At 75.1% G+C, this 24,522-nt stretch carries 21 protein-coding genes; 3 read left to right on the plus strand and 18 right to left on the minus strand.

Annotated features, from left to right (window positions below):
- Nucleotides 1-33 precede the first annotated feature (33 nt).
- The 5 genes from ACI79T_RS00250 to metK all read right to left on the minus strand — a co-directional run bounded on the left by ACI79T_RS00250 (nt 34) and on the right by metK (nt 6,154).
- Nucleotides 34-1,419 (minus strand): RsmB/NOP family class I SAM-dependent RNA methyltransferase, encoded by a 1,386-nt coding sequence (locus ACI79T_RS00250; protein ID WP_456608036.1) that lies wholly within the window; start codon nt 1,417-1,419, stop codon nt 34-36.
- Nucleotides 1,416-2,396 (minus strand): methionyl-tRNA formyltransferase, encoded by a 981-nt coding sequence (gene fmt / locus ACI79T_RS00255; RefSeq protein ID WP_456608037.1) that lies wholly within the window; start codon nt 2,394-2,396, stop codon nt 1,416-1,418. The genes ACI79T_RS00250 and fmt overlap by 4 nt, the downstream gene beginning before the upstream one ends.
- On the minus strand, nt 2,345-2,878 hold the full coding sequence (gene def, locus ACI79T_RS00260) for a peptide deformylase (protein WP_456608038.1): 534 nt from the start codon (nt 2,876-2,878) through the stop codon (nt 2,345-2,347). Before def ends, fmt begins: the two co-directional genes overlap by 52 nt.
- Before the next feature lie 25 nt (nt 2,879-2,903).
- On the minus strand, nt 2,904-4,865 hold the full coding sequence (locus ACI79T_RS00265; RefSeq protein ID WP_456608039.1) for a primosomal protein N': 1,962 nt from the start codon (nt 4,863-4,865) through the stop codon (nt 2,904-2,906).
- 89 nt (nt 4,866-4,954) lie between these two features.
- Entirely contained in the window at nt 4,955-6,154 is a 1,200-nt protein-coding gene (gene metK, locus ACI79T_RS00270; protein ID WP_456608040.1) for a methionine adenosyltransferase, read from the minus strand.
- 416 nt (nt 6,155-6,570) lie between these two features.
- On the opposite strand from metK, the gene ACI79T_RS00275 reads away from it, so the two are divergent.
- Complete coding sequence (locus ACI79T_RS00275) at nt 6,571-6,930, plus strand: PadR family transcriptional regulator (RefSeq protein WP_456608041.1); 360 nt, start codon at nt 6,571-6,573, stop codon at nt 6,928-6,930.
- Nucleotides 6,927-7,691 (plus strand): hypothetical protein, encoded by a 765-nt coding sequence (locus ACI79T_RS00280; protein ID WP_456608042.1) that lies wholly within the window; start codon nt 6,927-6,929, stop codon nt 7,689-7,691. Before ACI79T_RS00275 ends, ACI79T_RS00280 begins: the two co-directional genes overlap by 4 nt.
- Before the next feature lie 57 nt (nt 7,692-7,748).
- Here ACI79T_RS00280 and coaBC read toward each other — a convergent pair whose 3' ends face one another.
- The 13 genes from coaBC to pyrR form a co-directional block, all read right to left on the minus strand.
- Nucleotides 7,749-8,966 carry a bifunctional phosphopantothenoylcysteine decarboxylase/phosphopantothenate--cysteine ligase CoaBC gene (gene coaBC / locus ACI79T_RS00285; RefSeq protein ID WP_456608043.1) on the minus strand — a complete coding sequence of 406 codons (1,218 nt, stop codon included), beginning with the start codon at nt 8,964-8,966 and terminating at the stop codon, nt 7,749-7,751.
- Nucleotides 8,967-9,067: 101 nt separating this feature from the next.
- Nucleotides 9,068-9,331: a DNA-directed RNA polymerase subunit omega gene (gene rpoZ / locus ACI79T_RS00290; protein WP_014376157.1), complete on the minus strand. Its 264-nt coding sequence runs from the start codon at nt 9,329-9,331 to the stop codon at nt 9,068-9,070.
- Between the two features lie 76 nt (nt 9,332-9,407).
- The gene (gene gmk / locus ACI79T_RS00295) at nt 9,408-9,995 is read right to left on the minus strand and encodes a guanylate kinase (RefSeq protein ID WP_456608044.1); all 588 of its coding nucleotides are present in this window, start codon (nt 9,993-9,995) and stop codon (nt 9,408-9,410) included.
- A gap of 42 nt (nt 9,996-10,037) precedes the next feature.
- Nucleotides 10,038-10,394, minus strand: a complete 357-nt coding sequence (gene mihF / locus ACI79T_RS00300) for an integration host factor, actinobacterial type (RefSeq protein ID WP_269194556.1) — start codon at nt 10,392-10,394, stop codon at nt 10,038-10,040.
- Between the two features lie 328 nt (nt 10,395-10,722).
- A complete protein-coding gene (locus ACI79T_RS00305; RefSeq protein WP_456608045.1) occupies nt 10,723-12,819 on the minus strand; it encodes a SpoIIE family protein phosphatase in 2,097 nt (698 codons plus the stop codon).
- Nucleotides 12,816-13,979, minus strand: coding sequence for an acyl-CoA dehydrogenase family protein (locus tag ACI79T_RS00310; RefSeq protein WP_456608046.1), 1,164 nt, complete (start codon nt 13,977-13,979; stop codon nt 12,816-12,818). The genes ACI79T_RS00305 and ACI79T_RS00310 overlap by 4 nt, the downstream gene beginning before the upstream one ends.
- An 85-nt stretch (nt 13,980-14,064) precedes the next feature.
- Nucleotides 14,065-14,877 carry an orotidine-5'-phosphate decarboxylase gene (gene pyrF / locus ACI79T_RS00315; protein WP_456608047.1) on the minus strand — a complete coding sequence of 271 codons (813 nt, stop codon included), beginning with the start codon at nt 14,875-14,877 and terminating at the stop codon, nt 14,065-14,067.
- Nucleotides 14,874-16,238, minus strand: coding sequence for a dihydroorotate oxidase (locus ACI79T_RS00320; RefSeq protein WP_456608048.1), 1,365 nt, complete (start codon nt 16,236-16,238; stop codon nt 14,874-14,876). Before ACI79T_RS00320 ends, pyrF begins: the two co-directional genes overlap by 4 nt.
- A 5-nt stretch (nt 16,239-16,243) precedes the next feature.
- The gene (carB, locus tag ACI79T_RS00325; protein ID WP_456608049.1) at nt 16,244-19,573 is read right to left on the minus strand and encodes a carbamoyl-phosphate synthase large subunit; all 3,330 of its coding nucleotides are present in this window, start codon (nt 19,571-19,573) and stop codon (nt 16,244-16,246) included.
- Nucleotides 19,573-20,742, minus strand: coding sequence for a glutamine-hydrolyzing carbamoyl-phosphate synthase small subunit (gene carA / locus ACI79T_RS00330; RefSeq protein WP_456608050.1), 1,170 nt, complete (start codon nt 20,740-20,742; stop codon nt 19,573-19,575). Before carA ends, carB begins: the two co-directional genes overlap by 1 nt.
- Entirely contained in the window at nt 20,739-22,028 is a 1,290-nt protein-coding gene (locus ACI79T_RS00335; protein ID WP_456608051.1) for a dihydroorotase, read from the minus strand. Before ACI79T_RS00335 ends, carA begins: the two co-directional genes overlap by 4 nt.
- On the minus strand, nt 22,025-22,945 hold the full coding sequence (locus ACI79T_RS00340) for an aspartate carbamoyltransferase catalytic subunit (RefSeq protein WP_456608052.1): 921 nt from the start codon (nt 22,943-22,945) through the stop codon (nt 22,025-22,027). Before ACI79T_RS00340 ends, ACI79T_RS00335 begins: the two co-directional genes overlap by 4 nt.
- Nucleotides 22,942-23,553, minus strand: a complete 612-nt coding sequence (pyrR, locus tag ACI79T_RS00345) for a bifunctional pyr operon transcriptional regulator/uracil phosphoribosyltransferase PyrR (RefSeq protein ID WP_456608053.1) — start codon at nt 23,551-23,553, stop codon at nt 22,942-22,944. Before pyrR ends, ACI79T_RS00340 begins: the two co-directional genes overlap by 4 nt.
- A 240-nt stretch (nt 23,554-23,793) precedes the next feature.
- Between pyrR and bldD the strand changes: the two genes are divergently transcribed.
- Nucleotides 23,794-24,354 carry a transcriptional regulator BldD gene (gene bldD / locus ACI79T_RS00350; protein WP_456608054.1) on the plus strand — a complete coding sequence of 187 codons (561 nt, stop codon included), beginning with the start codon at nt 23,794-23,796 and terminating at the stop codon, nt 24,352-24,354.
- Nucleotides 24,355-24,522 lie beyond the last annotated feature (168 nt).

The raw sequence follows: 24,522 nt of genomic DNA on the forward strand, positions 1-24,522 counted from the left end.
CCCGACCGTCAGGACGGGCAGCGGCCGCGTCGGTCAGCTGGTGCGGCGGAGCAGCGCCATGAACATCGCGTCGGTGCCGTGCCGGTGCGGCCACAGCTGCCCGAAGTCGCCCCGCCCGATGCCGGGGACCTCGGGGAACAGCGGGGCCACCGGGAGCACCTCCACGTCGTCACGGGCGGCAGCGGCGTCCACCACCGCCACGGTCTCCGCCGTGTGCGGCGAGCAGGTCACGTAGGCGACCACCCCGCCGACCCGCACCGAACGCAGGGCGCTGTCCAGCAGCGCCGTCTGCAGCTCGGCCAGCGGGGCGACGTCCTCGGCCGTCCGGCGCCAGCGCACCTCCGGACGGCGGCGCAGCGCGCCGAGCCCGGTGCACGGCGCGTCCAGCAGCACCCGGTCGAACGAGCCGGGCTCCCACGGCGGCTGCGTGCCGTCGGCGGCCAGCACCTCGACGTCGTCCTCACCGCGCAGCGTCTGGGCGACCAGCTCGGCCCGGTGCGGCGCCCGGTCCGCAGCGGTCAGCCGCACCCCCTCGGGCCGGGTGACGGCGAGCAGCCCCGCCTTGCCGCCGGGCCCCGCGCACATGTCCAGCCACGCGCGCTCCGGCCCCTCCACCGGCGCACGCGCCAGCAGGAGGGCGGCGAGCTGGCTGCCCTCGTCCTGCACCGCCGCGCGCCCCGACCGCACCGACGCCAGCCGGCCGGGGTCGCCCCCGCCCAGGCGCACCGCGAACGGCGACCACGGACCGGGCTCACCGCCGGACTCCTCGGCGAGCTCCTCGCGGGCCACGCGCCGGGCGACCAGGTGCACCTCGGGGGCGACGTCGTCGGCCAGCAGCGCGGGCTCCAGCTCCGCCTCGTCGCCCAGCGCGTCCCGCCAGGCATCGACGATCCACCGCGGGTGGTCGGTGGCCAGCGCCAGCCGCTCGTCGCCCTCCGCGCCGAGCACGGCCAGCCACGCCGCCCGGTCCCCGCCGCCGGCGACCTTGCGCAGCACCGCGTTGACCAGCCCGGACGCGCCCGTGCCGACGATGCCCCGGGTCAGGTCCACGGTGGTGTCCACGGCCGCGTGGGAGGGCACCCGCAGGTCGATGAGCTGGTACGCCCCGAGCCGCAGCAGGTCCAGCACGCGCGGGTCCAGCTCGGTCAGCGGGCGCGACACCAGCCCGGCCAGGACGGCGTCCAGGGTGCCCTGCGCCCGCAGCGTCCCGTAGGCCAGCTGGGTGGCGAAGGCGGCGTCCCGCGGATCCAGCTGCCGCTCCCGCAGCAGCTGAGGCAGCAGCAGGTTGGCGAACGCCTCGCGCGAGGAGACGGCGTCCAGCACGTCGTAGGCGGTCAGCCGGGCGCCGTCGAGCACCGGCCGCCGGGTGGCGGGGTGCCGGCGCCGTCCGGAGCCGCCCTTCCGCGGCGGGCGGGTCACTCGCCGCCCAGCCGCTCGCCCGGGGCGGGGCGGGCCCCGCGGGCCCAGTCCGCAGCCGGGAACATCCGCTTGCCCGCGGGCTGCACCTGGTCCAGCCGCACCGGGCCGGTGCCGGTGCCCACGAGGACGCGTCCGTCCTCGACCAGCAGCCCACCCGGTGCCAGTGACGGGCCCTCCGGCTCCGGGACGACCGGCCCCAGCCGCATCCGCTCCCCCCGCCACGTGGTCCACGCACCGGGCGCCGGCGTCACCCCGCGGACCCGCCGGTCGACGACGTGCGCGGGCAGCGCCCAGTCCACCCGGGCGTCCGCGGTCTCCACCTTGGGCGCCAGGCTGACGCCGTCGGCCGGCTGCGGCTGCGGCTCCAGCGCGCCGGCGGCGATGCCGTCCAGGGTGGCCACGAGCAGCGCGGCGCCGCTGACCGCCAGCCGGTCGAGCAGGTCACCGGCGGTGTCCCGGGGACCGATGGCCTCGGTGAGGGTGCCGTAGACCGGCCCGGTGTCGAGCCCGGCTTCCAGGAGGAACGTCGAAGCGCCGGTGATCTCGTCACCGGCCATGATCGCGTGCTGCACCGGCGCGGCGCCGCGCCAGGCCGGCAGCAGCGAGAAGTGCAGGTTCACCCACCCGTGCCGCGGCAGGTCCAGGGCCGCCCGGGGCACCAGGGCGCCGTAGGCGACGACCGGCGCGCAGTCGACCTGGAGAGCGGCCAGCTGGTCCAGGAACTCCGGCTCCCGGGGCGAACGCGGCTGCAGCACCGGGAGGCCGGCGGCGTCGGCGTGCTCGGCCACCGGGGAGCGGCTCACCTTCCGGCCGCGGCCGGAGCGGGCGTCGGGCCGGGTGAGGACGGCGACGACCTCGTGGTCGGAGGCGAGGAGCGCCTCCAGCGAGGGGACGGCGGGCGCCGGGGTGCCGGCGAACAGGAGCTTCAGTGGGGGCTCACCTTCACGACGGGGAGGTAGCTGCCGTAGCCGGCCCACTCGGCGGCCTGGATCTCGGCCAGCGCGGCGGTGCGGTCGACGTCGGCGAGCCGGTCGACGAACAGGACGCCGTCGAGGTGGTCGGTCTCGTGCTGGATGGCGCGGGCCAGCAGCTCGGAGCCCTCGACCCGCACCGGGTCGCCGTGCATGTTCCAGCCGGAGGCGACCACGTGCAGGTGCCGACGGCAGTCGTAGCGCAGGTCGGGGATGGACAGGCAGCCCTCCGGGCCGTCCTGCACCTCCTCGCCGACGGGGACGACGTCGGGGTTGACCAGGTGGCCCACCTCGCCGTCGACGTACCAGGTGAACACCCGCAGGCCGACGCCGATCTGCGGTGCCGCCAGCCCTGCGCCACCGGCCGCCTGCATGGTCTCGGTCAGGTCGGTGACGAGCTGCCGGAGCTCCTCGTCGAAGTCGACGACCGGCGCCGCGGGCCGGTGCAGCACCGGGTCGCCGAACAGCCGGATGGGGGTGACGCTCACCCGGTGATCGTAGGCGGCCGCCGGTTCACACCAGGATGAGCGGGTCCAGCTGCACCCGGACGTGCTCGGGCACCTTGCGCGCGCTGCGCACGCCCTGCACCTCCGCCAGCGCGTGCGCCAGCGCCGCGCCCTCGGTGCGCGGCACCCGCACCAGGTATCGCTCCCGCTCGCCCCCCTGCCCCTGCCGAGGCGGCTCCGGGACCGGCCCCAGGAGGTCGGCGTCGGCGGGCAACCGCGCCGCGGCCAGGAATTCGCCCAGCGCGGCCGGTGACCCGACCAGCGACGCCATGCGGGTGACCGGCGGGAAGCCGAGCTCGCGGCGGTCGGCCAGCTCGCGCTCGGCGAGCCAGCCCGGGTCCCAGCGCACCAGCGCCTGGACGACGGGGTGCCCGGCGTCGGCGGCCACGACCACCTGTCCCCCGGCCGAGGCGGGCCGCACCAGCGACGCGGCGTTGGTCCACCGGCGCAACGCCTCCTCGCCGGCGCGCAGGTCCGCCCGGCCGAGCAGCGCCCAGGAGTCCAGCAGCAGCGCGGCGCCGTACCCGCCGTCGGCCACCGGCTCGGCACCGGGCGTGGCCACGACCAGCGCGGGACCCGCCGGCACCGTGGCCAGGACGCCGGAGGTGCTGCCGGAGGTGCGCACCGTCGTGCCGGCGAAGGCCCGCGCGAGCTCCTCGGCGGTGCGCGACTCCCCCACCACCGAGGCCCGGAGCTTCGTCCCGTGGCAGTGCGGGCAGTCGAACGTGGCGGCGGGGCGGGCGCACCAGCGGCAGGCCGGGATCCGCCCGCCGCCCGGGCCCGGCCGCGGCGAGATGCCCAGCGGGCCGGCGCAGGCGGCGCACCGGGCCGGCGCCCGGCAGCGGGCGCAGGCCAGGGACGGGACGTAGCCGCGCCGGGGAACCTGCACGAGCACCGGTGCGCCGGCGGCGAGCGCCTTGCGCGCCACGTCGTAGGCCAGCGAGGGCAGCCGCGCGGTGCGGGCCGCGGCGTCGCGGGCCAGCTCGAAGTCCTCCCCCAGCGCCTGGACCCGGGGGGCGGCCGTGCGGAGCACCGCTCGGTCGGCGACCAGCTCGTGCGCCCACCCGGACTCCACCAGCAACGCCGCCTCGGCGGTGCGCGACGTGCCGGCGACCACGGAGGCGCAGGAGTCCAGCCAGGCCCGCTGGACCAGCACGTCGCGCGCGTGCGGGTAGGGGGCGCGCTCGTCGGAGTGCAAGTCGTCGCCGTCGTCCCAGACGACGACCAGCCCGAGCTCCCGGACCGGCGCGAACATCGCCGCCCGGGTGCCCAGCACCACCTGCGCGGCGCCCCGCGAGGCGGCGAGGAACCGGCGGTAGCGCTTCTCCGGCGAGTCGTCGGCCCGCAGCACGGTGAACGAGTGCTCGGGCAGCAGCCGCTCCGCCGCCGCGGTCAGCCGGTCCAGGTCCCTGCCGTCGGGCACCACGACGAGCGCCCCACGGCGGCCGGACAACGCCGCCCGGCACAGCTCGACCAGCCGCGTCGGCCAGTCCTCGCCGGGCAGCGCCGTCCACACGGCGCGCGCCGGCCGCCCCTCGGCCAGCGCATCGAGGAGCGCGGGGCCGGCCGGGTAGCGGGCGAAGCCGGCCGGGTCGGGTGGCCCGGGCAGCTCCTCGGGGGTGGGCGAGGGCCGCTTCTCGGCGGCGGCCCGGCGCGGCGGCAGGGCCAGGCGCAGCACGTCGCTGGCGGTGCCCGCGTACCGGTCGGCGACGGCGCGGACCAGGCGCGCGACCTGCGGGGTGAGCACCGGCTCCCCGGAGGGCACGTGGGACAGCGGCTGCAGCCTGCCGGCGAACTCGGTGGTGTCCGTCAGCTCCCACACCACGCCGTCGACCAGCCGGCCGTGGAACCGGACCCGTACCCGGCAGCCGGGCTGCACCGTGTCGGCGTACTTCTCCGGGACCGCGTAGTCGAACGGCCGGTCCAGGTGGGCCAGCGGGACGTCGACGACGACCCGGGCGACCTGCACCGGGCCAGTCTCCCCGGCCCCACCGACAGGACCGCGCTCCTCCCCCGGCCCCGCGGCGGGCGGGCGGGGCCGGGGGGCGGGCTCGGTCCTCAGGCCCCCACGGCCGAGCGCAGCGCCTCGACGCGGTCCAGCCGCTCCCACGGCAGGTCCAGGTCGCTCCGGCCGAAGTGGCCGTAGGCGGCGGTCGGCCCGTAGATGGGGCGCAGCAGGTCCAGGTCGCGCACGATGGCGCCCGGGCGCAGGTCGAACACCGAGCTGACCGCCTTCTCCAGCACCTCGTCGGCCACCGTGCCGGTGCCGTGGGTGTCGACGAAGAGGCCGACCGGGTGCGCGGCGCCGATCGCGTAGGCGACCTGCACCTCGCAGCGGCGGGCGAGCCCGGCGGCGACGACGTTCTTCGCCACCCAGCGCATCGCGTAGGCCGCCGAGCGGTCGACCTTCGACGGGTCCTTGCCGGAGAAGGCGCCGCCGCCGTGACGGGCCATGCCGCCGTAGGTGTCCACGATGATCTTGCGGCCGGTCAGGCCGGCGTCGCCCATCGGGCCGCCGATGACGAACTTGCCGGTCGGGTTCACCAGCAGCCGGTGGCCGGTGGTGGGCAGGCCGAGGGCGGCCAGCTCCGGCTCGACGACGAGCTCCTCGATGTCGGGGGTCAGCAGCGTCTCGATCGAGATGTCCTCGGCGTGCTGCGAGGAGACGACCACGGTGTCGACCGCGACCGGCCGGTCGTCCTCGTAGACGACGGTGACCTGGGTCTTGCCGTCGGGCCGCAGGTAGGGCACCGAGCCGTCCTTGCGCACCGCGGACAGCCGGCGGGAGAGCCGGTGAGCGAGCGCGATCGGCAGCGGCATCAGCTCGGGGGTCTCGTCGGTGGCGTAGCCGAACATCAGGCCCTGGTCACCGGCGCCCTGGCGCTCGATCGCGTCGTCCTCGGAGCTGCCGCCCGTGCGCGACTCGTACCCGGTGTCGACGCCCTGGGCGATGTCCGGCGACTGGGCGCCGATCGACACGCTGACGCCGCACGACGCGCCGTCGAAGCCCTTGCGGGAGGAGTCGTAGCCGATGCGGAGGACCGTCTCGCGGACGATGGCCGGGATGTCGACGTAGCCGGCGGTCGTGACCTCACCGGCGATGTGCACCTGGCCGGTGGTGATGAGGGTCTCGACGGCGACCCTGCTGCGCGGGTCCTGCGTCAGCATCGCGTCCAGGATCGAGTCGCTGATCTGGTCGGCGATCTTGTCCGGGTGGCCCTCGGTCACCGACTCGGACGTGAAGAGGCGGCGTGGCATGTCGGTACTCCTGGGTCGCGGGACACGATTCGGCGAGCCGCTCGGTGCCACGACTCGTGGAGGGACGTTACCCGGGCGAGACCGGGCGCCCCTCGGCGCGGGTGGACCCGTGCCAGGGCCTCGGCGCCGGCGCCTCCGCGCCGCAGTGCGCCCGCGTCCGCGTCCGTGCGGGAGCCCGACCCGGTCCGCGCCGGACCCCGCCGAGGAGGCGGCCCCGCCCCGGTCGCGTGAAACCACCGGGGGCGGGGCCTGGGCCCGCCGCTCATGGCGAGTGGGCGGAGGACCTGGACCCGACCGTACGTGCCGACGGCCCCGCCCGTGGACGGGTGGGGTCGGGCACGGGAACGCGCGGTGGCGGGAGAACGCGCCCGGCACGGTGACTAGACAGAGCGTCTGAGTAGAGCCACTATCGAGTCATGACCGGCTCCGCCCAGCCCAGTGAGTGGCTGCGCGGGGTCCTGGAACTGTGCGTGCTGCGCGTCATGGCCGACGGACCGACCTACGGCTACGCCATCGCCAGCGAGCTGGCGGCCGCCGGTTTCGGGGACGTCAAGGGCGGCACGCTGTACCCACTGCTGGCCCGGCTGGAGAAGAACTCGCTGGTCACCGTGGCCTGGCGGACGGGAGACGGGGGGCCGGAACGCAAGTACTTCACGCTCACCGACGCCGGGCGCCGCGAGCTCGAGCACGGCCAGGACCGGTGGCAGAGCTTCTCCGCCCGGGTCACCGACCACCTGTCGGCCGCCGACGCCATCCCCCCGAGGAGCAGATCGTGAACGAGACCCCGCGCGTCCAGGAGCCGCACCAGGAGGTCTGGCAGCGTCCCTTCGTCCTCGCTCAGCAGGAGTGGTGCGGCGCGTTCGTGCTCGAGCTGCGGCTGCGCGACGTCCCCGGTCCGGTGATCGGGGAACGCCTGGCGGAGGTGGAGCGGCACTGCGCGGAGAGCGGCGAGACGCCAGCCGAAGCGTTCGGCGATCCGACGTCCTACGCCCGGCAGATCGACACGGAGAGCTCGCCCGAGCGGGTGTCCGGGGTCTGGACGGTCGCGGCGCTGGGCGCGGCGCAGGTCGTCGCCCTGATCGTGGGCACGGCAGCCACGCGGACCTGGGCCGAGGGTGGCGTCCTGACCTGGAACGGCGTCCAGGTCGGCTGCCTCGCCCTGGTCCTGCTCGTGGTGCTGGCCGTCCCCCGACTGGTCCGTCCGCTGATCACCCACACGTGGGTGGTCGGCCCCGCCGCGGTTGCCCTCGTCGTGCTGGCCTCGCTGGGCTCGGCGGTGTCCGGCCGGTTCGTGACGTCGTCGGTCCTGCCCGTGCCGGCGGCCGTGGTGGCCGTCGGGTTGTTCGGCGTGGTCGTGGTCCTGGCCTGGCTCGAGTACCGGGAGCTGGCGAACGACGACCTGGTCACCTCACCGCTGCCCCCCGCTGCGGGCGACGGGGCGCAGCAGGTCCGGCGTCGCTGGAACGCGCTCGTGCCGACAGCGCTGGTCCCGGTCTGCTACCTCGCCCTGGGGGCCGCTCCCTGGTTCGTGGGCTGAGCCTCGTCGCCGGGCCCCCCGGGCGAGCTCCGGGCCGTGCTAGGCCCACCGGACGGGTCAGCGGCCCGTCAGCCGGGCTGCCGCCACGGTCCAGATTCCGGCGGCGATGCCGTCCTTGGGGCCGAGCGCGATCTCGGTCGCCGACCCGTCGGCGGCGAGGACCACCACGGCGTTGTTCGCCTTGCCGAACACCTGCCCGGCGGAGACGTCGTTGACCACCAGCAGATCGCAACCCTTGCGGGCCAGCTTCGCGCGGGCGTGGGTGAGCACGTCGCCGTCGTCGTCACCGGTCTCGGCGGCGAAGCCGACCACGAGCCGGCCCGGCGCGCGTTCGGCGACCAGCTCGGCCAGGACGTCGGGGTTCCGGACGAGCTCGACGGCGCTCGGCTCGCTGGCCGCGCCCTTCTTCAGCTTGGTGGCGGCGACGCCGGCCGGCCGGAAGTCGGCGACCGCGGCGCTCATGACCACGACGTCGGCGGCGCTCGACTCCGCCAGCACCGCCGTCCGCAGCTCCTCGGCCGTCCCGACCGGCACCACCCGGACGCCGAAGGGCGCGGGCAGCTCCACGTTGGCGGCCACCAGGACGACCTCCGCGCCGCGGGCGGCGGCGACCCGCGCCAGGGCCCAGCCCTGCTTGCCCGACGACCGGTTGCCCAGGTAGCGAACCGGGTCCAGCGGCTCGCGGGTGCCGCCGGCGCTGATGACGACCCGGCGGCCGGCGAGGTCCTGCGGCAGCGCGTCGGCGCCCCCGTCCAGCACGACCGCGGCCAGCGCGGCGATGTCGGCGGGCTCGGGCAGCCGACCGGGGCCGGAGTCGGGACCGGTGAGCCGGCCGACGGCGGGCGGCAGGACGACCGCGCCGCGGCGGCGAAGCGTGGCCACGTTGTCCTGCGTGGCGGGGTGCAGCCACATCTCGGTGTGCATGGCCGGGACGAACACCACCGGGCAGTGCGCGGTGAGCAGCGTCGCGGTCAGGAGGTCGTCCGCCCGGCCCGCCGCGGCGCGGGCCAGCAGGTCGGCGGTGGCCGGGGCGACGACGACGAGGTCGGCGGTCTGGCCGATCCGCACGTGCGCCACCTCGGGGACGTCGGACCAGACGTCGGTGGTGACCGGGTTGCCCGACAGCGCCTCGAACGTCGCCGCGCCGACGAAGTGCAGCGCGCCGGGGGTGGGGACGACGCGCACGTCGTGCCCGGCCTCGGTGAGGGCGCGCAGCAGCAGCGCGGCCTTGTAGGCGGCGACGCCACCGCTGACACCCAGCACGATCCGACTCACGCGGTCATCCTCCCGACACGAGAACGCACCCGGCAGCGCCTGCCGGGTGCGTTCTCATCAGTTCTGGGGTGCCCGCCCAGGCGGGCGGACGAGATCCTGCCTCAGTTCTCGCCGGCGGTGTGCGCCAGGAGCCCCTCGTTGATCTCGCGGAGGGCGATCGACAGGGGCTTCTCCTGCGGCGCGGTGTCGACCAGCGGGCCGACGTACTCCAGCAGGCCCTCGGAGAGCTGGCTGTAGTAGGCGTTGATCTGGCGCGCGCGCTTGGCGGCGAAGATCACCAGCCCGTACTTGCTGCTGGTGCGCTCGAGCAGCTCGTCGATCGGCGGGTTGGTGATGCCCTCGGGGGCGGGTGCGACTCCGGACACGGGCGGGCGTGCTCCTCATTCGATAGCGGGAGGAAGGCGCCGGCGGGTCCACCGGCGAGGCTCTTCCTCGTGGGCACTACTCCCCCGGCACGAGTCCGGGTGAGGGCGCAGTCAGCAAGCCTACCAACTCGTCCGCGGCGCGGGCCACGTCGTCGTTGACCACCACCACGTCGAACTCCCCGGAGGAGTCCAGCTCGGCCTGCGCGATGGCCAGCCGGCGCTCCTGCACGGCGGCCGGCTCCGACCCGCGACCGGCCAGCCGGCTGACCAGCTCGGCCCACGACGGCGGCGCCAGGAAGACCAGTTGTGCCTCCGGCGCCCGGGCCCGCACCTGACGGGCGCCCTGCAGCTCGATCTCCAGCAGCGCCGGCCGGCCGGTGGCCAGCTGGGCGCGGACGGGCGCCACCGGGGTGCCGTACCGGTTCCCGGCGTACTCGGCCCACTCCAGCAGCCCGTCGGCGGCCACCAGCCGGTCGAACTCGGCGTCGTCGACGAAGTGGTAGTGCACCCCGTCGACCTCACCCGGCCGGGGACGACGAGTGGTGGCCGACACCGACACCCACACGTCGGGGTGCCGCCGCCGGACCTCGGCGACCACGGTGCCCTTGCCGACCCCGGAGGGTCCGGAGAGCACGGTCAGCCGTGCCGGTGTCGCTGCAGCCACTCGTCGTCCTCGCCCGCGTTCGTCGGCGGCGCCGGCGACTCCTCAGACGGAGCCGTCGGCAGGAACCTGCTCGGCGACGACCTGGTCGCCGCCGAACTCCGATTCCAGCGCCCGCCGCTGGTTGGCGCCCAGTCCCCGCACGCGTCGCGTCGGGGAGATCTCCAGGCGTTCCATGATCTTCGCAGCCCGGGCCTTGCCGACACCCGGCAGGGATTCCAGCACCGCGGAGACCCGCATCTTGCCGATGACTTCGTCGGTCTCGCCCTGCTTGAGGACGTCGCCGACCGTGGCGCCCTTGCTCTTGAGTCGCTCGCGCAGTTCGGCACGTGCCTTGCGAGCTGCGGCCGCCTTCTCCAGGGCGGCCGCCCGCTGTTCCGGGGACAGGTCAGGCAGGGGCATGGTGCAACCCAATCGTGTCGTCGCCGGCCGTGTTCCGGCCGGCCGTCGTTCGGTTCGTCGAGACGTGGTGCGCCTCCGTTCCGAGCCTCACGGTCTGTCTGGTTCCCGGCAAATCCGCTGGTCACGCACGGACTGGGAGATCACCTGGCGCGCCGTCCCACGTGGGCTCGCCACCGTAGCCACGCATCGCATCACCGTGCGTAATCGGACCAGGTCAGTGCGCCCATGCGGACGGTCTCGTTCCGTCGGCCCGGGTCACGCGCCTGGTCGGCACGCCGCCACCGACACGCCGACGACACGACACGCCGGACCGTCGAGCCCGCCGGGCTCAGCCCCCCGCGGGCGGCGCCCCGCCACCCTCGGACCGGGGCCGGACGGCGACCATCGCCACGTCGTCCTGACCACCGCGCGGCACCATCCGGGCGAGGACGGCGTCGCAGAGGTCGTCCAGCTCGTCGCCGGCGTGCCGGTCGACCGCCGCCAGCAGCGACCGCAGCCCGTCGTCCAGGGTGTGGCTGCGGCTCTCCACGAGACCGTCGGTGTAGAGGAGCAGGGTGGCGCCCCGGGGCAGCTGGACCTCCGCGGTGTGCCGCGCCGCCCGCGGGTCGACCCCCAGCAGCAGGTCGGGCCGCCGGGCCGGGTACTCCAGCAGTCGCGGGGGGCCGTCGACCGGGACGAGTACGGGCGGCGGGTGGCCGGCGTTCGACCACCGCACCCGCGCACCGCCCGGCACGGGCCGGATCACGGCGAGCACCGCGGTCGCGAGGGTGGACAGCTCCAGCCCCTCGACGGCCTCGTCGACCACGCTGAGGACCTGCCCGGGCGTGCCGGCGGTGGTGTAGCCGATGCCGCGCACCAGCGAGCGCAGCTGGCCCATCGCCGCCGCGGCCCGGATGTCGTGACCGACGACGTCGCCGATGACGACCGTGAGGTCGCCGTCGCGCTGGCGGAAGGCGTCGTACCAGTCGCCGCCCACCTGGGCCTCCCGCGCCGCCGCGACGTAGCGCACGGCGACCTCGGCGAACGGGAGGGCCGGCGGGTCGGTCAGCAGGCTGTTCTGCAGCTCGGTGGCCAGGTGCCGCTGGCCGGTGTAGAGCCGGGCGTTGTCCAGCGCGATGCCCGCCCGCCGGCCGACCTCGCGGGCCACGGGCAGGTCACGCTCGCCGAACTCCTCGGCGTCGGCGCCGCGCACCAGCAGAACCGAACCCAGGACGCCTTCCCGGCCCGGCACGGGGACGGCGAGGACGCTGGCCGTACCGAGCCGCGCCGCCAGGTCGCGGAGCTCGGGATCGGGCACCTGCTCGGCCAGCGCCTCCTCGTCGAGCACCGGGAGCAGCACCGCTTCCCCGGCGGATGCCCGGCGGCTGGCCCGGCTGCCGGCACCCCGTTGGGCGACGGCCTGCTCGAGCCGGCGTACCAGCGGGGCCAGCGCCGGATCGCGGTGCCGGGCGACGTGGGCGGCGAGCTGATCGCGCTCCCCGCGGACCTGGATGCTCACCCAGTCGGCCACGGCCGGCACCAGCGCGCCGGCCAGCCGGGCGATCGACTCGTCGACGTCCAGCGACCCCACGAGGGACTCCGACACCCGAGCGAGGAGGCCGACCTGGCCGGCGAGCCGGTCCCGCTCGCGCTCGGCCTCCCGCCGCGCGGTCACGTCCACGGCCAGCAGCAGCACGACCGGCCGCCCGTCGTCGGTCCGGCTGCGCACAGCCGTCAGCTCGACGTCGACCCGGCCGCCGACGAGGACGTGGGCGGCCGCCGGCGCGGCCTCGGGCACGCGGTCCGGGCCATCGGGTGCGACGACGGGCGCCATGACGGCGGTGGCACCCGGGAGGACGGCGTCCACCGGATGCCCGGTCGGCGTCCGGGCCAGGTCGAACAGCACCTCCGCGCGGCGGTTCCAGCCCAGCAGGGCGCCACCGGGGTCGACGACGAGCGCGGCGATCGGCGCGTTCTCGAGCAGTGCCCCGACATCGGTCGTGCCGCGGGGGACGACGTGGTCGCCGCCGGTGGCCCGCCGCACGACCGCGGCCAGCACGGCCCGGTGCCGGCGCCGGTCGGCCGTCGTCCGGCGCACCTCGCGGAGCCGGGCGATCAGGTCGGGGGCGTCGGGCTCCGCGACCAGCAGCTCCAGGGGCACCCCGGGTGCGTAGGACGCCTGCCGTCGCACGGCGACCGGGTCGGTGGTGAGCACGGCGACACCCGCCTCCGGGGCGAGCCGGTGGACCCGCTGGGCCAGCGCCACCGGACTCGGGGCCTGGGACCCGACGACGACCAGGTCCACCGGCTCCGCCGGGTCCTGGAGCCGGGTCTCCAGCTCCCCCGGGGAGATGTGGTCGGCGCCCGGGAGCGCCCGGAGCAGCGCCAGCTCGGCGGTGGACGGGTCGAGGAGGACCCAGCGCCCCTGGCCGTCGGGGCCGCTCACTCGCCCAGCAACGGCAGCCCCAGGGCCGCCCGGCCGGTCCAGGTGCGCAGGATGTCCGTCGTCGGGCTCATCACGTCCGCCGCCCGGGCGTCGCGCAGGTGCCGTTCCAGCGGTGAGCGGTCGCGGTAGCCGATGCCGCCGACCAGGGTCATGGCCTCGTTCGTCACCTCGACGACGCACCGGGCGACCTCCGCCTTGGCCGACGTGAGACCGGGCAGTGCTGCGGGGCCGCCGGCGTCGCCCTCCTCCGCCGCCCACAGCACCAGCCGGCGGGTGCGCTCGACCTGCGCCCACAGCACGCCCAGCCGGTGCTGCAGCACCGGATCACCGGCCAGCCGCCGCCCGGTGTGCGCGTGGGCCCGGCGGGACAGGTGGGCGGTCGCCTCGTCCAGGGACGCCTGCGCCACCCCCAGGTAGGTGCCGGCCATGGCCATCAGGAAGTACGGCGCCACGACCTCGAAGACGTACCAGATCTGGTCGCCCTCGGTGCCGAGCAGGTGGTCCGGGCCGAGCCGGACGTCGTCGAGGCGGAGTCCCCGGGAGGAGTTGCCCCGCATCCCGATGCCGGTCCACTCGTGACCCCATACCAGCCCGTCGGCCGCCGCCGGCACCAGGACGCAGGAGAACTGCCCGACCGGTGCACCCGGGTCGGCGGCCACGGTGCTCACCACGTAGGAGTCGGCCTGCGACCCGTTGGTCACGAACGATTTCTCGCCCGAGACGACCAGCTCGCCTCCGTCGCGGGTCATCCGGGTCTGCGGCAGCCAGAACTGCGCGCCCGTCCCGGGCTCGGAGAGCGCCAGCGTGGTCAGGTGCTCGCCGGCGACGATCGCGTCGAGGAACGCCGTCCGCTGCCGGTCGGTGTGCTTGGCGGCCAGCACCGCGGTGGCCACGGAGTGCATCCCGAAGCACAGCGCCGTCGAGGCGCACACCCGGCCCAGCGCCTCGCAGACCGCGGCCACCCCCCGCAGGCCCAGCCCGGCGCCGCCGACGGCACGCGGCGCGGTCAGCCCACCGAGCCCCGCCGCCTGCAGGGCGCGCACCGCCTCGGCCGGCCAGACACCGGAGTCGGTGCGCTCCACGAGCGGCGCTGCGACGGTGCGCGCCACGTCCTCGGCACGGGCGACGGCGTCCGCGACGCTGGTGGGGATCGTCGTCACGGTCGCCGAGGATAGGCCGACGGGCACGGGAGGTGATCACACCCGGCCGTCCAGCTCGCCCGCGCGGGGGCGCGACGGGCAGCCGTCACGCCGTCAGCGCCTCCGCCCAGCGCTCGGCCGCGGCCCGCAGCGCAGCCGCGTCCGGGCCTGCGCCGAGGACGTCGCGCGAGACGGTCGGGACCACCGCCGCGCCCGCGCCGAACAGCCGCCGCAGGTCGCTCGCGGTGCCGCCCTGCGCACCGAGCCCGGGTGCCAGGACCGGTCCGCCGAACCCGGTCAGGTCGACGTCGAGCTCCCGCAGCGTGGCGCCGACCACCACCCCGAACGACCCGGTCGGTGTCCCCTCGTTCCAGCCGCGCACCGTGTCGACGACGACCTGGGCGACCGACCGCTCCCCCACCACGGCGTGCTGCAGCGTGCTCGCGTCCGGGTTGGACGTGCGGGCGAGGACGAACAGACCGCCGCCGGAGGCCGTGGCCGCGGCGACCGCCGGTGCCAGGGACTCCGGGCCCAGGTACGGGCTCACGGTCATGGCGTCCACCTGCATCGGGTGGTCGTTGCGCAGGTAGTCGGCGTAGGCGGCCATCGTCGAGCCGATGTCGCCGCGCTTGGCGTCCAGCAGCACGAGTGCCCCCGCCGCCCGGGCCCGGGCCACGCCTTCCTCCAGCGCGGCGAGGCCGCGGGAGCCGTACCGCTCGTAGAAGGCGATCTGCGGCTTGAGCACGGCGACGCGGCCGGCGAGCGCGTCGACGACGGTGTCGGTGAAGCGCCGGAGCCCGTCGAGCGAGTCGCCGACGCCCCAGTCGAGCAGCAGCTCCGCGTGCGGGTCGATCCCCACGCAGAGCGGGCCACGTGCGGCGACGGTCTCGGCCAGGCGCTGCCCGAAGGGCGCGGTCACGGGGCCTCCACGGCTCTCGGCAGGGTGTCCCCCAGCGCGGCGATGCAGTCGCGCGCCAGGAAGGGGGCGGCGAAGGCGCCGGAGGCCGACTGCACCGCGTCGGCGCCGAGGGCGAACAGCGCCGCGAACGAGCCGGGGTCGGTGACCCCGCCCATCGCCAGGACGTCGAAGGGGACGCCGCCGGCCTCTCGCAGCGCCACCAGACGCCGGGTGAAGTCCAGCGCCGGGTCGCGCACCGCGATGCCGGAGAGCCCGGCCAGCTCGCGGCCCGGGAAGGTCGGCTGCCCGTCGCTGCGACGCACCCGGCTCTGCACCGTGTTGATGCCCGCGATGCCGTCGACCAGGGGCGCCAGCCGAGGCACCAGCGCGGCCAGGGCCGGCTCGTCCAGCCAGGACAGCTTCGCCACCAGGCCGGTGCGGTCGTCCAGCGCCCGGCGCACCGCCGCCACCACCGCGACGGTCGCGTCGGGGTCCAGGCACAGCGGGGGCTTCACGCCGGACGACGACCGGTCGAGGGTGTTCGGGCAGGAGAGGTTGAGCTCGACGACCGGGGCGCCGGCCTCCTCGGCCAGCCGCGCGGTGCGGGCGAAGTCGTCGGCCAGGCCGGTGCCCTCGGGGTCCTCCCCCATCACGCTGACCAGGAGCAACTGCTCGTCGCCCACGGCGGCCACCGCGCGCGACAGGTCGGCCATCCACTCCTCGGGGTCCGGGGACGGGACGCCGAAGGAGTTGACCGAGCTGACCGTCGTCGAGCCGGGCGCCACCCAGTCCCACGGGTCGGAGACGACGTCGGCGGCCTCGCCGGGGGCCAGGCTCGCCGTCCGGTGCGGGGCGAAGGTCCAGTTCGGCTGCTCGTTGGGCGGGTGGGCCCGGCCCCGGACGGTCTTGTACGTGAGCACGTTCCAGCCGTTGGCCACGTTGTGCCGCACCCAGGCCTCGCTGCCGTTGAGCACGCACGCGGGGACGCCGATCGGGAAGCCGACCGTCCGGCCGAGCAACCGCCACCGCCGTCCCCCGGCGGAGGGGCGCTCGGCCGCCCGCGGGCCCAGCGGCCGGGCGAGGTTCTCCCGGAAGGAGCCGAGCACGTCGTAGGCCGGGGTGGGCAGCCCGTGCGCCGACAGGAGGTCCGCCTGGCCGGCGAAGAACAGCACGCGGGTCAGCAGCGGCCCGTCCGCCTCGCCGACGTCCCCGGCGGCGAGCCGCGCTGCCAGGCCGGCGGCGGCCGCGGAGAGCTCGTCGAGCTCCGCCTGCGGCGGCCGGGCGAAGCGGGTGACTCCCGCTGTGAACGCCGCGGGCAGCCCCTCGACCAGACCGCGGGCGACGAGGTCGTCCCGCAGCCGGGCCACGGCGCCAGGTGGCACCGAGGTCACTCCCCCGTCCCGGCGAACGTGCTGGGGCCACCGTGCGTACCGCCGGCCAGGGCCGCGTGCACCTCCTGCAGGCTCCGGACGCCGATCCCGCCCTGGCGGAGCGCCTCGATGCCCTGCACCGCGGCCGCCATGCCCTGCACCGTGGTGATGCACGGGATGCCGGCGCTCACGGCGGCGGTGCGGATCTCGTAGCCGTCCAGCCGCGGTCCGCTGTTGCCCGGTGCGCCGAACGGGGTGTTGAACACCAGGTCGACCTCGCCGGCCTGGATGCGCTCGACGATGTTGCCGGGGCCCTCGCTGAACTTGCCGACCACCTCGGCGGCCACCCCGTGGCGCCGCAGCACCTGCGCGGTGCCGGTCGTGGCCAGCAGGCGGAAGCCGAGGTCGGCCAGCCGCTTGATCGGGAAGACCGCCGAGCGCTTGTCCCGGTTGGCCAGCGAGACGAACACCGTGCCCTCGGTCGGCAGCGATCCGTACGCGGCGGCCTGCGACTTCGCGAACGCGGTCCCGAACTCGGCGTCCAGGCCCATCACCTCGCCGGTGGACTTCATCTCCGGCGACAGCACGGTGTCCACGCCGTGCCCCTCGACGGTGCGGAAGCGGTGGAACGGCAGCACCGCCTCCTTGACCGCGATGGGGGCGTCGTCGGGGAGGTCGGTGCCGTCGCCGGTCGGCGGCAGCACCCCGGCGGTGCGCAGGTCGGCGATCGTCTCCCCCACCGCGATCCGCGCCGCGGCCTTGGCCAGCTGCACCGCGGTGGCCTTGGAGACGAAGGGCACCGTCCGGCTGGCCCGCGGGTTGGCCTCGATGACGTAGAGGATGTCGTCCTTGATCGCGTACTGGACGTTCATCAGCCCGCGGACGCCGATCCGGGCGGCGAGCTTCTCGGTGGCCGCCCGGATCTTCAGCAGGTCCGCCGACCCCAGCGTGATCGGCGGCAGGGCGCACGCCGAGTCGCCGGAGTGGATGCCGGCCTCCTCGATGTGCTCCATGACCCCGCCCAGGTAGAGGTCGGTGCCGTCGTAGAGCGCGTCGACGTCGATCTCGACGGCGTCCTCCAGGAACCGGTCGACCAGCACCGGGTGGTCGACGCTGACGTCGGTCGCCTTGGCGATGTAGGCCTCGAGCGTGGCGTCGTCGTAGACGATCTCCATGCCGCGGCCGCCGAGCACGTAGGACGGCCGGACCAGCACCGGGTAGCCGATCCCCGTGGCGATCCGGTGCGCCTCGGCGAACGTCGTCGCCGTGCCGTGCTTCGGGGCGAGCAGGCCGGTGTCGGCCAGCACCCGGGAGAAGGCCCCCCGGTGCTCGGCGTCGTCGATCGCCTCCGGCGAGGTGCCCAGCACCGGCACCCCGGCGTCCTTGAGCCGCTGCGCCAGGCCCAGCGGGGTCTGCCCGCCGAGGGTGCAGATGACCCCGGCCACCGGGCCGGCCGCACGCTCGGCCTCGACCACCTCGAGGACGTCCTCGAAGGTCAGCGGCTCGAAGTACAACCGATCGGCGGTGTCGTAGTCGGTGGAGACGGTCTCGGGGTTGCAGTTGACCATCACCGCCTCGTAACCGGCGTCCTGCAGCGCCATGACGGCGTGCACGCAGGAGTAGTCGAACTCGATGCCCTGGCCGATCCGGTTGGGCCCGGAGCCGAGGATCAGCACCGCCGGCTTCTCGCGCGGCTGCACCTCGGTCTCCTCGTCGTAGGAGGAGTAGTGGTACGGCGTGCGGGCGGCGAACTCCGCGGCGCAGGTGTCGACGGTCTTGTAGACCGGCCGCACGCCCAGCCGCCAGCGCAGCATGCGGACGCCGTCCTCCCCGGCGAGCTCCGGCCGCAGCGCGGCGATCTGCCGGTCGCTCAGTCCGTGCCGCTTGGCCCGCCGGAGCAGCTCCGGGGTGAGCGACGGCGCATCGCGGACGGCGACCCCGACCTCGCGGACCAGGACGATCTGGTCGACGAACCACGGGTCGAAACCGCTGGCGGCCGCGACCTCCTCGACCGTCGCACCGGCGGCGAGGGCCTGCTCGGCGGTGTACAGCCGGCCGTCCACCGGCGTGCGCAGCGCCTCGAGCAGCTCCTCGGCCGAGCGGGTCTCCGCCTGCCCCGTCCAGAAGCCGGCGACCTTGGTCTCGGTGGAGCGCATGGCCTTGCCCAGCGCCTCGGCGAAGTTCCGGCCCATGGCCATGATCTCGCCGACGCTCTTCATCGTCGTGGTCAGCCGCGGATCGGCCCCGGGGAACTTCTCGAACGCGAACCGCGGGATCTTCACCACGACGTAGTCCAGCGTCGGCTCGAAGGCCGCCGGGGTGACGCCGGTGATGTCGTTGGTGATCTCGTCCAGGGTGTACCCGATGGCGAGCTTGGCGGCGATCTTGGCGATCGGGAAGCCGGTCGCCTTCGACGCCAGCGCGCTGGAGCGGGAGACCCGCGGGTTCATCTCGATGACGACCAGCCGGCCGGTCTCCGGGTGGACGGCGAACTGGATGTTGCAGCCACCCGTGTCCACGCCGACCTCGCGCAGCACGGCGATGCCGACGTCGCGCATCTGCTGGTACTCGCGATCGGTCAGCGTCATCGCCGGCGCCACGGTCACCGAGTCGCCGGTGTGCACGCCCATCGCGTCGATGTTCTCGATCGAGCAGATGACGACCACGTTGTCGCTGCGGTCGCGCATCAGCTCCAGCTCGTACTCCTTCCAGCCCAGCACCGACTCCTCGATGAGGACGGTGTGCACCGGGGAGTCGGCCAGGCCGTGGGCGGCCATCCGGCGGAGCATCGGCTCGTCGGTGGCGATGCCGGAGCCCAGCCCGCCCATGGTGAAGCTGGGCCGGATGACCACCGGGTAGCCGACGTCGGCGGCGGTGGCCAGCGCCTCCTCGACGGTGCCGCAGACCGTGGACCGCGGCGCGTCGGCGCCGATCGACCGCACGATGTCCTTGAACAGCTGCCGGTCCTCGCCGCGGTTGATCGCCTCGACGTCGGCGCCGATCAACTGGACGCCGTACTTCTCCAGGACGCCGTTCTCGTACAGCCCGATCGCGATGTTGAGCGCCGTCTGCCCGCCCAGGGTGGCCAGCAGCGCGTCCGGCCGCTCCTTGGCGATGACCTTCTCCACGAACTCCGGCGTCAGCGGCTCGATGTAGGTGGCGTCGGCGACCTCGGGGTCGGTCATGATCGTCGCCGGGTTGCTGTTCACCAGGCTGACCCGCAGGCCCTCGGCGCGGAGGACCCGGCAGGCCTGGGTGCCGGAGTAGTCGAACTCCGCCGCCTGCCCGATCAGGATCGGCCCGGAGCCGATGACCATGACGTGCTTCAGATCGGTGCGCTTGGGCATCAGGCCGTCTCTCCCGTGCTGGACTGGACCTGCAGCGCCGGTCCCCCGGCGGAGGCCTCCCCGGTGCGCGCGGACTCCATGAGGTCCACGAAGCGCTGGAACAGCGGCGCGGCGTCGTGCGGACCGGCCGCGGACTCCGGGTGGAACTGGACGCTGAACGCCGGGACCTCCAGGCAGCGGAGGCCTTCGACGACGTCGTCGTTGAGCCCGACGTGACTGACCTCGACCTGCCCGTAGGGGGTGTCGGTGGGCCGGTCCAGCGGGGCGTCGACGGCGAAGCCGTGGTTGTGGCTGGTCACGCGGACGGTGCCGCTGACCCGGTCGAGCACCGGCTGGTTGAGCCCGCGGTGCCCGAAGCGCAGCTTGTAGGTGCCCAGCCCCAGCGCCCGGCCGAGGATCTGGTTGCCGAAGCAGATGCCGAACAGCGGCCGGCGGGCGTCGAGCACCCCGCGCACCGCCTCCACCGCGTAGTCGGCGGCGGCCGGGTCGCCGGGGCCGTTGGACAGGAAGACCCCGTCCGGGCCGGCCGCCAGCAGCTCGTCGGCGGTCGCCGTCGAGGGCAGCACGTGGGTCTCCACGCCGAGCTCGGCCAGGTGCCGGGGCGTCGCGGTCTTGATCCCGAGGTCGAGCGCGGCGATGGTGAACCGCTTCTCCCCCACCGCCGGGACGACGTAGGCCTCACCGGTGCTCACCTGCGGCGCCAGGTCGGCGCCGGTCATGCTCTGCGCCTCCACCACCTGCGCGAGCAGCGCGTCCCGGTCGGTGAGCACGCTGCTGATCCCGACCCGCATGGCACCCCGGTCGCGCAGGTGCCGGGTCAGGGCGCGGGTGTCGATGCCGCTGATCCCGACCACGCCCTGCCCGACCAGCTCGTCGTCCAGGCTGCCCGTGGCCCGCCAATTGGCCGGGCGGCGGGCCGGATCGCGGACGACGAGCCCGGCCACCCACATCCGCCGGCTCTCGTCGTCCTGGCGGTTCACGCCGGTGTTGCCGATGTGCGGGGCGGTCATCACGACCACCTGGCGGTGGTAGCTGGGGTCGGTCAGGGTCTCCTGGTAGCCGGTCATCCCGGTGGCGAACACCGCCTCGCCGACCGTCGTCCCGATCGCCCCGTAGGCCTCGCCCCGGAACGTGCGCCCGTCCTCCAGGACGAGCAGTGCCTCTGTCACCGTGTTGCCTTTCCGTCCAGAACTGTCGGCGTTCCCCGCAGGAACGTCGCGACCACCCGGCCGGGGAGCTCCCGGCCGGCATAGGGGCTGTTGCGGCTGCGGCTGGCCAGCGCGGCGGGGTCGACCGTCGACCGGCTCGCGGGGTCCAGCAGCAGCAGGTTGGCCGGCTCGCCCGGCGCCAGCGGCCGGCCGTGACCGTCCAGCCGGCCGATGGCCGCAGGGCGGACCGACATCCGGTCGGCGACGCCGGCCCAGTCGAGGCGGCCCGGCTCGACCATCGTCTCGATGATCACCGAGAGCGCCTGCTCCAGCCCGAGCATCCCGGGCCGGGCCTGCGCCCACTCGCTCTCCTTGTCCTCCACCGCGTGGGGGGCGTGGTCGGTGCCGACCGCGTCGATGGTGCCGTCGGCCAGGCCGGCCCGGAGTGCATCGACGTCGGCGTCGGTGCGCAGCGGCGGGTTCACCTTGAACACCGGGTCGTAGGACTCGGCACACGCGTCGGTGAGCAGCAGGTGGTGCGGGGTCACCTCGGCGGTCACCTGCACGCCGCGGGACTTCGCCCAGCGCAGGATCTCCACCGATCCCGCGGTCGAGACGTGGCAGACGTGCAGGCGGGCGCCGACGTGCTCGGCGAGCAGCACGTCGCGGGCGATGATCGCCTCCTCCGCGGCGGCCGGCCAGCCGGTCAGCCCCAGCCGGGCGGAGCGGTCGCCCTCGTGCATCTGCGCGCCGGCGGTGAGCCGCGGCTCCTCCGCGTGCTGGGCGACGACGCCGTCGAAGGCCTTCACGTACTCCAGCGCCCGGCGCATCAGCGCGGGATCCGCGACGCAGTGCCCGTCGTCGGAGAAGACGCGCACCCGGGCGGCGGAGTCGGCCATGGCGCCGAGCTCGGCCAGCCGCTCACCCTTCAGCCCGACGGTGACGGCGCCGACCGGGACGACGTCGACCAGCCCGGCCTCCTGGCCCAGCCGCCACACCTGCTCGACCACGCCGGCGGTGTCGGCGACCGGGTCGGTGTTGGCCATCGCGTGCACGGCGGTGAACCCGCCGAGCGCCGCGGCGCGGCTGCCGGTCTCCACCGTCTCGGCGTCCTCGCGGCCCGGCTCGCGCAGGTGGGTGTGCAGGTCGACCAGGCCGGGCAGCGCGACCAGGCCGTCGGCCTGGACGACCTCGGCGCCGGTCGCCGACAGCGAGTCGCCGATCGCGGCGATCCGGCCGTCCTTGATCAGGATGTCGGCCGCCTCGCCGCCGTAGGGCTTCGCGCCCTTGATCAGGTAGTTCGTCATGCTGGCGACCCTCCGAGCAGCAGGTACAGGACGGCCATGCGGGTCGAGACGCCGTTGGCGACCTGCTCGACGATCGTGGAGCGGACCGAGTCGGCGACGTCGGCGGCGATCTCCATGCCGCGGTTCATCGGTCCGGGGTGCATGACGATGGCGTCGTCGGGCAGCGCGCCCATGCGCCGGCCGTCGAGGCCGTAGCGGCGGCTGTACTCCCGGGCGCTGGGGAAGTACGAGGCGTTCATCCGCTCGGCCTGGACGCGCAGCATCATGACGACGTCGCTCTTGGGAAGGGCGGCGTCCAGGTCGTAGCCGACCTGAGCCGGCCAGCTGCCCACCCCGACCGGCAGCAGGGTCGGCGGCGCGACCAGGGTGACCTCCGCGCCGAGGGTGTGCAGCAGCCCGACGTTGGAGCGGGCCACCCGGCTGTGCAGCACGTCGCCGACGATCGTCACGCGGACGCCCTCGAGCCGGCCCAGCCGCTGCCGGATCGTGTAGGCGTCCAGCAACGCCTGCGTCGGGTGCTCGTGGGTGCCGTCGCCGGCGTTGACGACGCTGCCGCGGACCCAGTTCGCCAGCCGGTGCGGGGCGCCCGAGGAGCCGTGCCGGACGACCACGGCGTCGCTGCCCATCGCCTCGAGGGTGAGCGCGGTGTCCTTGAGGCTCTCGCCCTTGGAGACGCTGCTGCCCTTGGCGGAGAAGTTGATGACGTCGGCGGAGAGCCGCTTGGCGGCCAGCTCGAAGCTGATCCGGGTGCGGGTGGAGTCCTCGTAGAAGAGGTTGACCACCGTGCGCCCGCGCAGCGTCGGGAGCTTCTTGACCTCGCGGCCGGCCAGCGCCTGGTCGATCTGCGCCGCCGTGTCGAGGACCAGCGTCGCGTCGTCCCGGTCGAGGTCGGCCGCCTCCAGCAGGTGCCGCCTCACTGCGCCTCCCGCCCGGTGCCGCCGTCGGTGACGAGCACCTCGTCGTCCCCGTCGATCTCCGCGAGGTGCACCTTCACCTGCTGGGTGCGCGACGTCGGCACGTTCTTGCCGACGAAGTCCGCCTTGATCGGCAGCTCGCGGTGCCCGCGGTCGACCAGCACCGCCAGCTGGACGGCGCGGGGGCGGCCCAGGTCCCGCAGGGCGTCGAGCGCCGCCCGGACCGACCGACCGGAGAAGAGGACGTCGTCGACGAGCACCACCAGCCGGCCGTCGATGCCGGCGTCGGGCAGGACCGTGGGCTCCAGCGCGCGGACGCCGCGGAGCCGGAGGTCGTCGCGGTAGAGCGTGATGTCGGCGGTGCCGACGTCGACCGGGCTGCCGGTGAACGCCTCGATGCGGGTGGCCAGCCGGCGGGCGAGCGGGGCGCCCCGGGTGGGGATGCCGACCAGGACCAGGTCGGACAGCCCTCCGTCGGGCGACCCGGGATCGCCGGTCGCGGCCCGTTCGATGAGCTGGTGCGCCATGCGGTCGACGACGCGGGCGACGTCGGCGGAGGAGAGCAGGGTGCCGGGAGACGGACTCCGGGCAGGCTCGGGAGCGCGGGCCATGAGGCCTCCTTCCCCGCCTCACTGGACGGGTCGTTAAAGGAGTGGTCGGACCGGGGACGACGGTACTGCACCGCCGCGGCCGGCCATCGGGCACCCGGGTGGCGCCGACTCCGGCCGGTCACGGCTTCAGGGCCCTCACCTGCCCGATCGTGTCGCCCCGCCTGTTGTGATCCCCGCGTTCCACGTACGCTGCGTGACGACCAGCAGCGATCGGAGACGACGGACAGTGAGCAGACAGCGATGAGCACCGACTACTCGCGGGCCCTCGGCGCCCGGCTCCGCGCCATCCGCAACCAGCAGGGCCTCTCCCTGCAGGGCGTGGAGGACAAGTCCCACGGCCGCTGGAAAGCGGTCGTCGTCGGCTCCTACGAGCGGGGGGACCGCGCCGTCACCGTGCAGCGCCTCTCCGAGCTCGCCGTGTTCTACGGGGTCCCGGTGTCCGAGCTGCTGCCCGACCCGCGACCGAGCTCCGCGGTCACCTCCACGAACAAGATCGTGCTGAACCTGGAGTCACTGGGCTCGCTGCCCGCCGACGAGGCCGGCCCGCTGGCTCGCTACGCCTCGACCATCCAGGCGCAGCGGCACGACTACAACGGCAAGGTCCTGTCGATCCGCGCCGAGGACCTGAAGTCGCTGGCGATCATCTACGACATGAGCCCCGACGAGCTGACCTCCCGGCTCATCGAGTGGGGGGTGCTCTCCCCCGGCATGGAGGGCATCGTCAGCAGCGGCGGCGACGAGGACCTCGAGGACGATGTCGACGAGTCCGCCTGGGGTGACCGCCGGCGCGCCCCGCGCTGACGACCGGCTCCACCCAGCGAGTCACCAGGGCCCCCGCCGATCGGCGGGGGCCCTCGTCGTTTACGGCCCGGCCCGGTCTCGACACGCAGGTCAGGACACTGTTCCCGCAGCACCGCGTGTGCCACTGTGCTGCCAGCCGGGTGCCCGGCCCGGACGAGCAGGGAGGCC

It is taken from the genome of Blastococcus sp. SYSU DS0619, assembly GCF_054051035.1.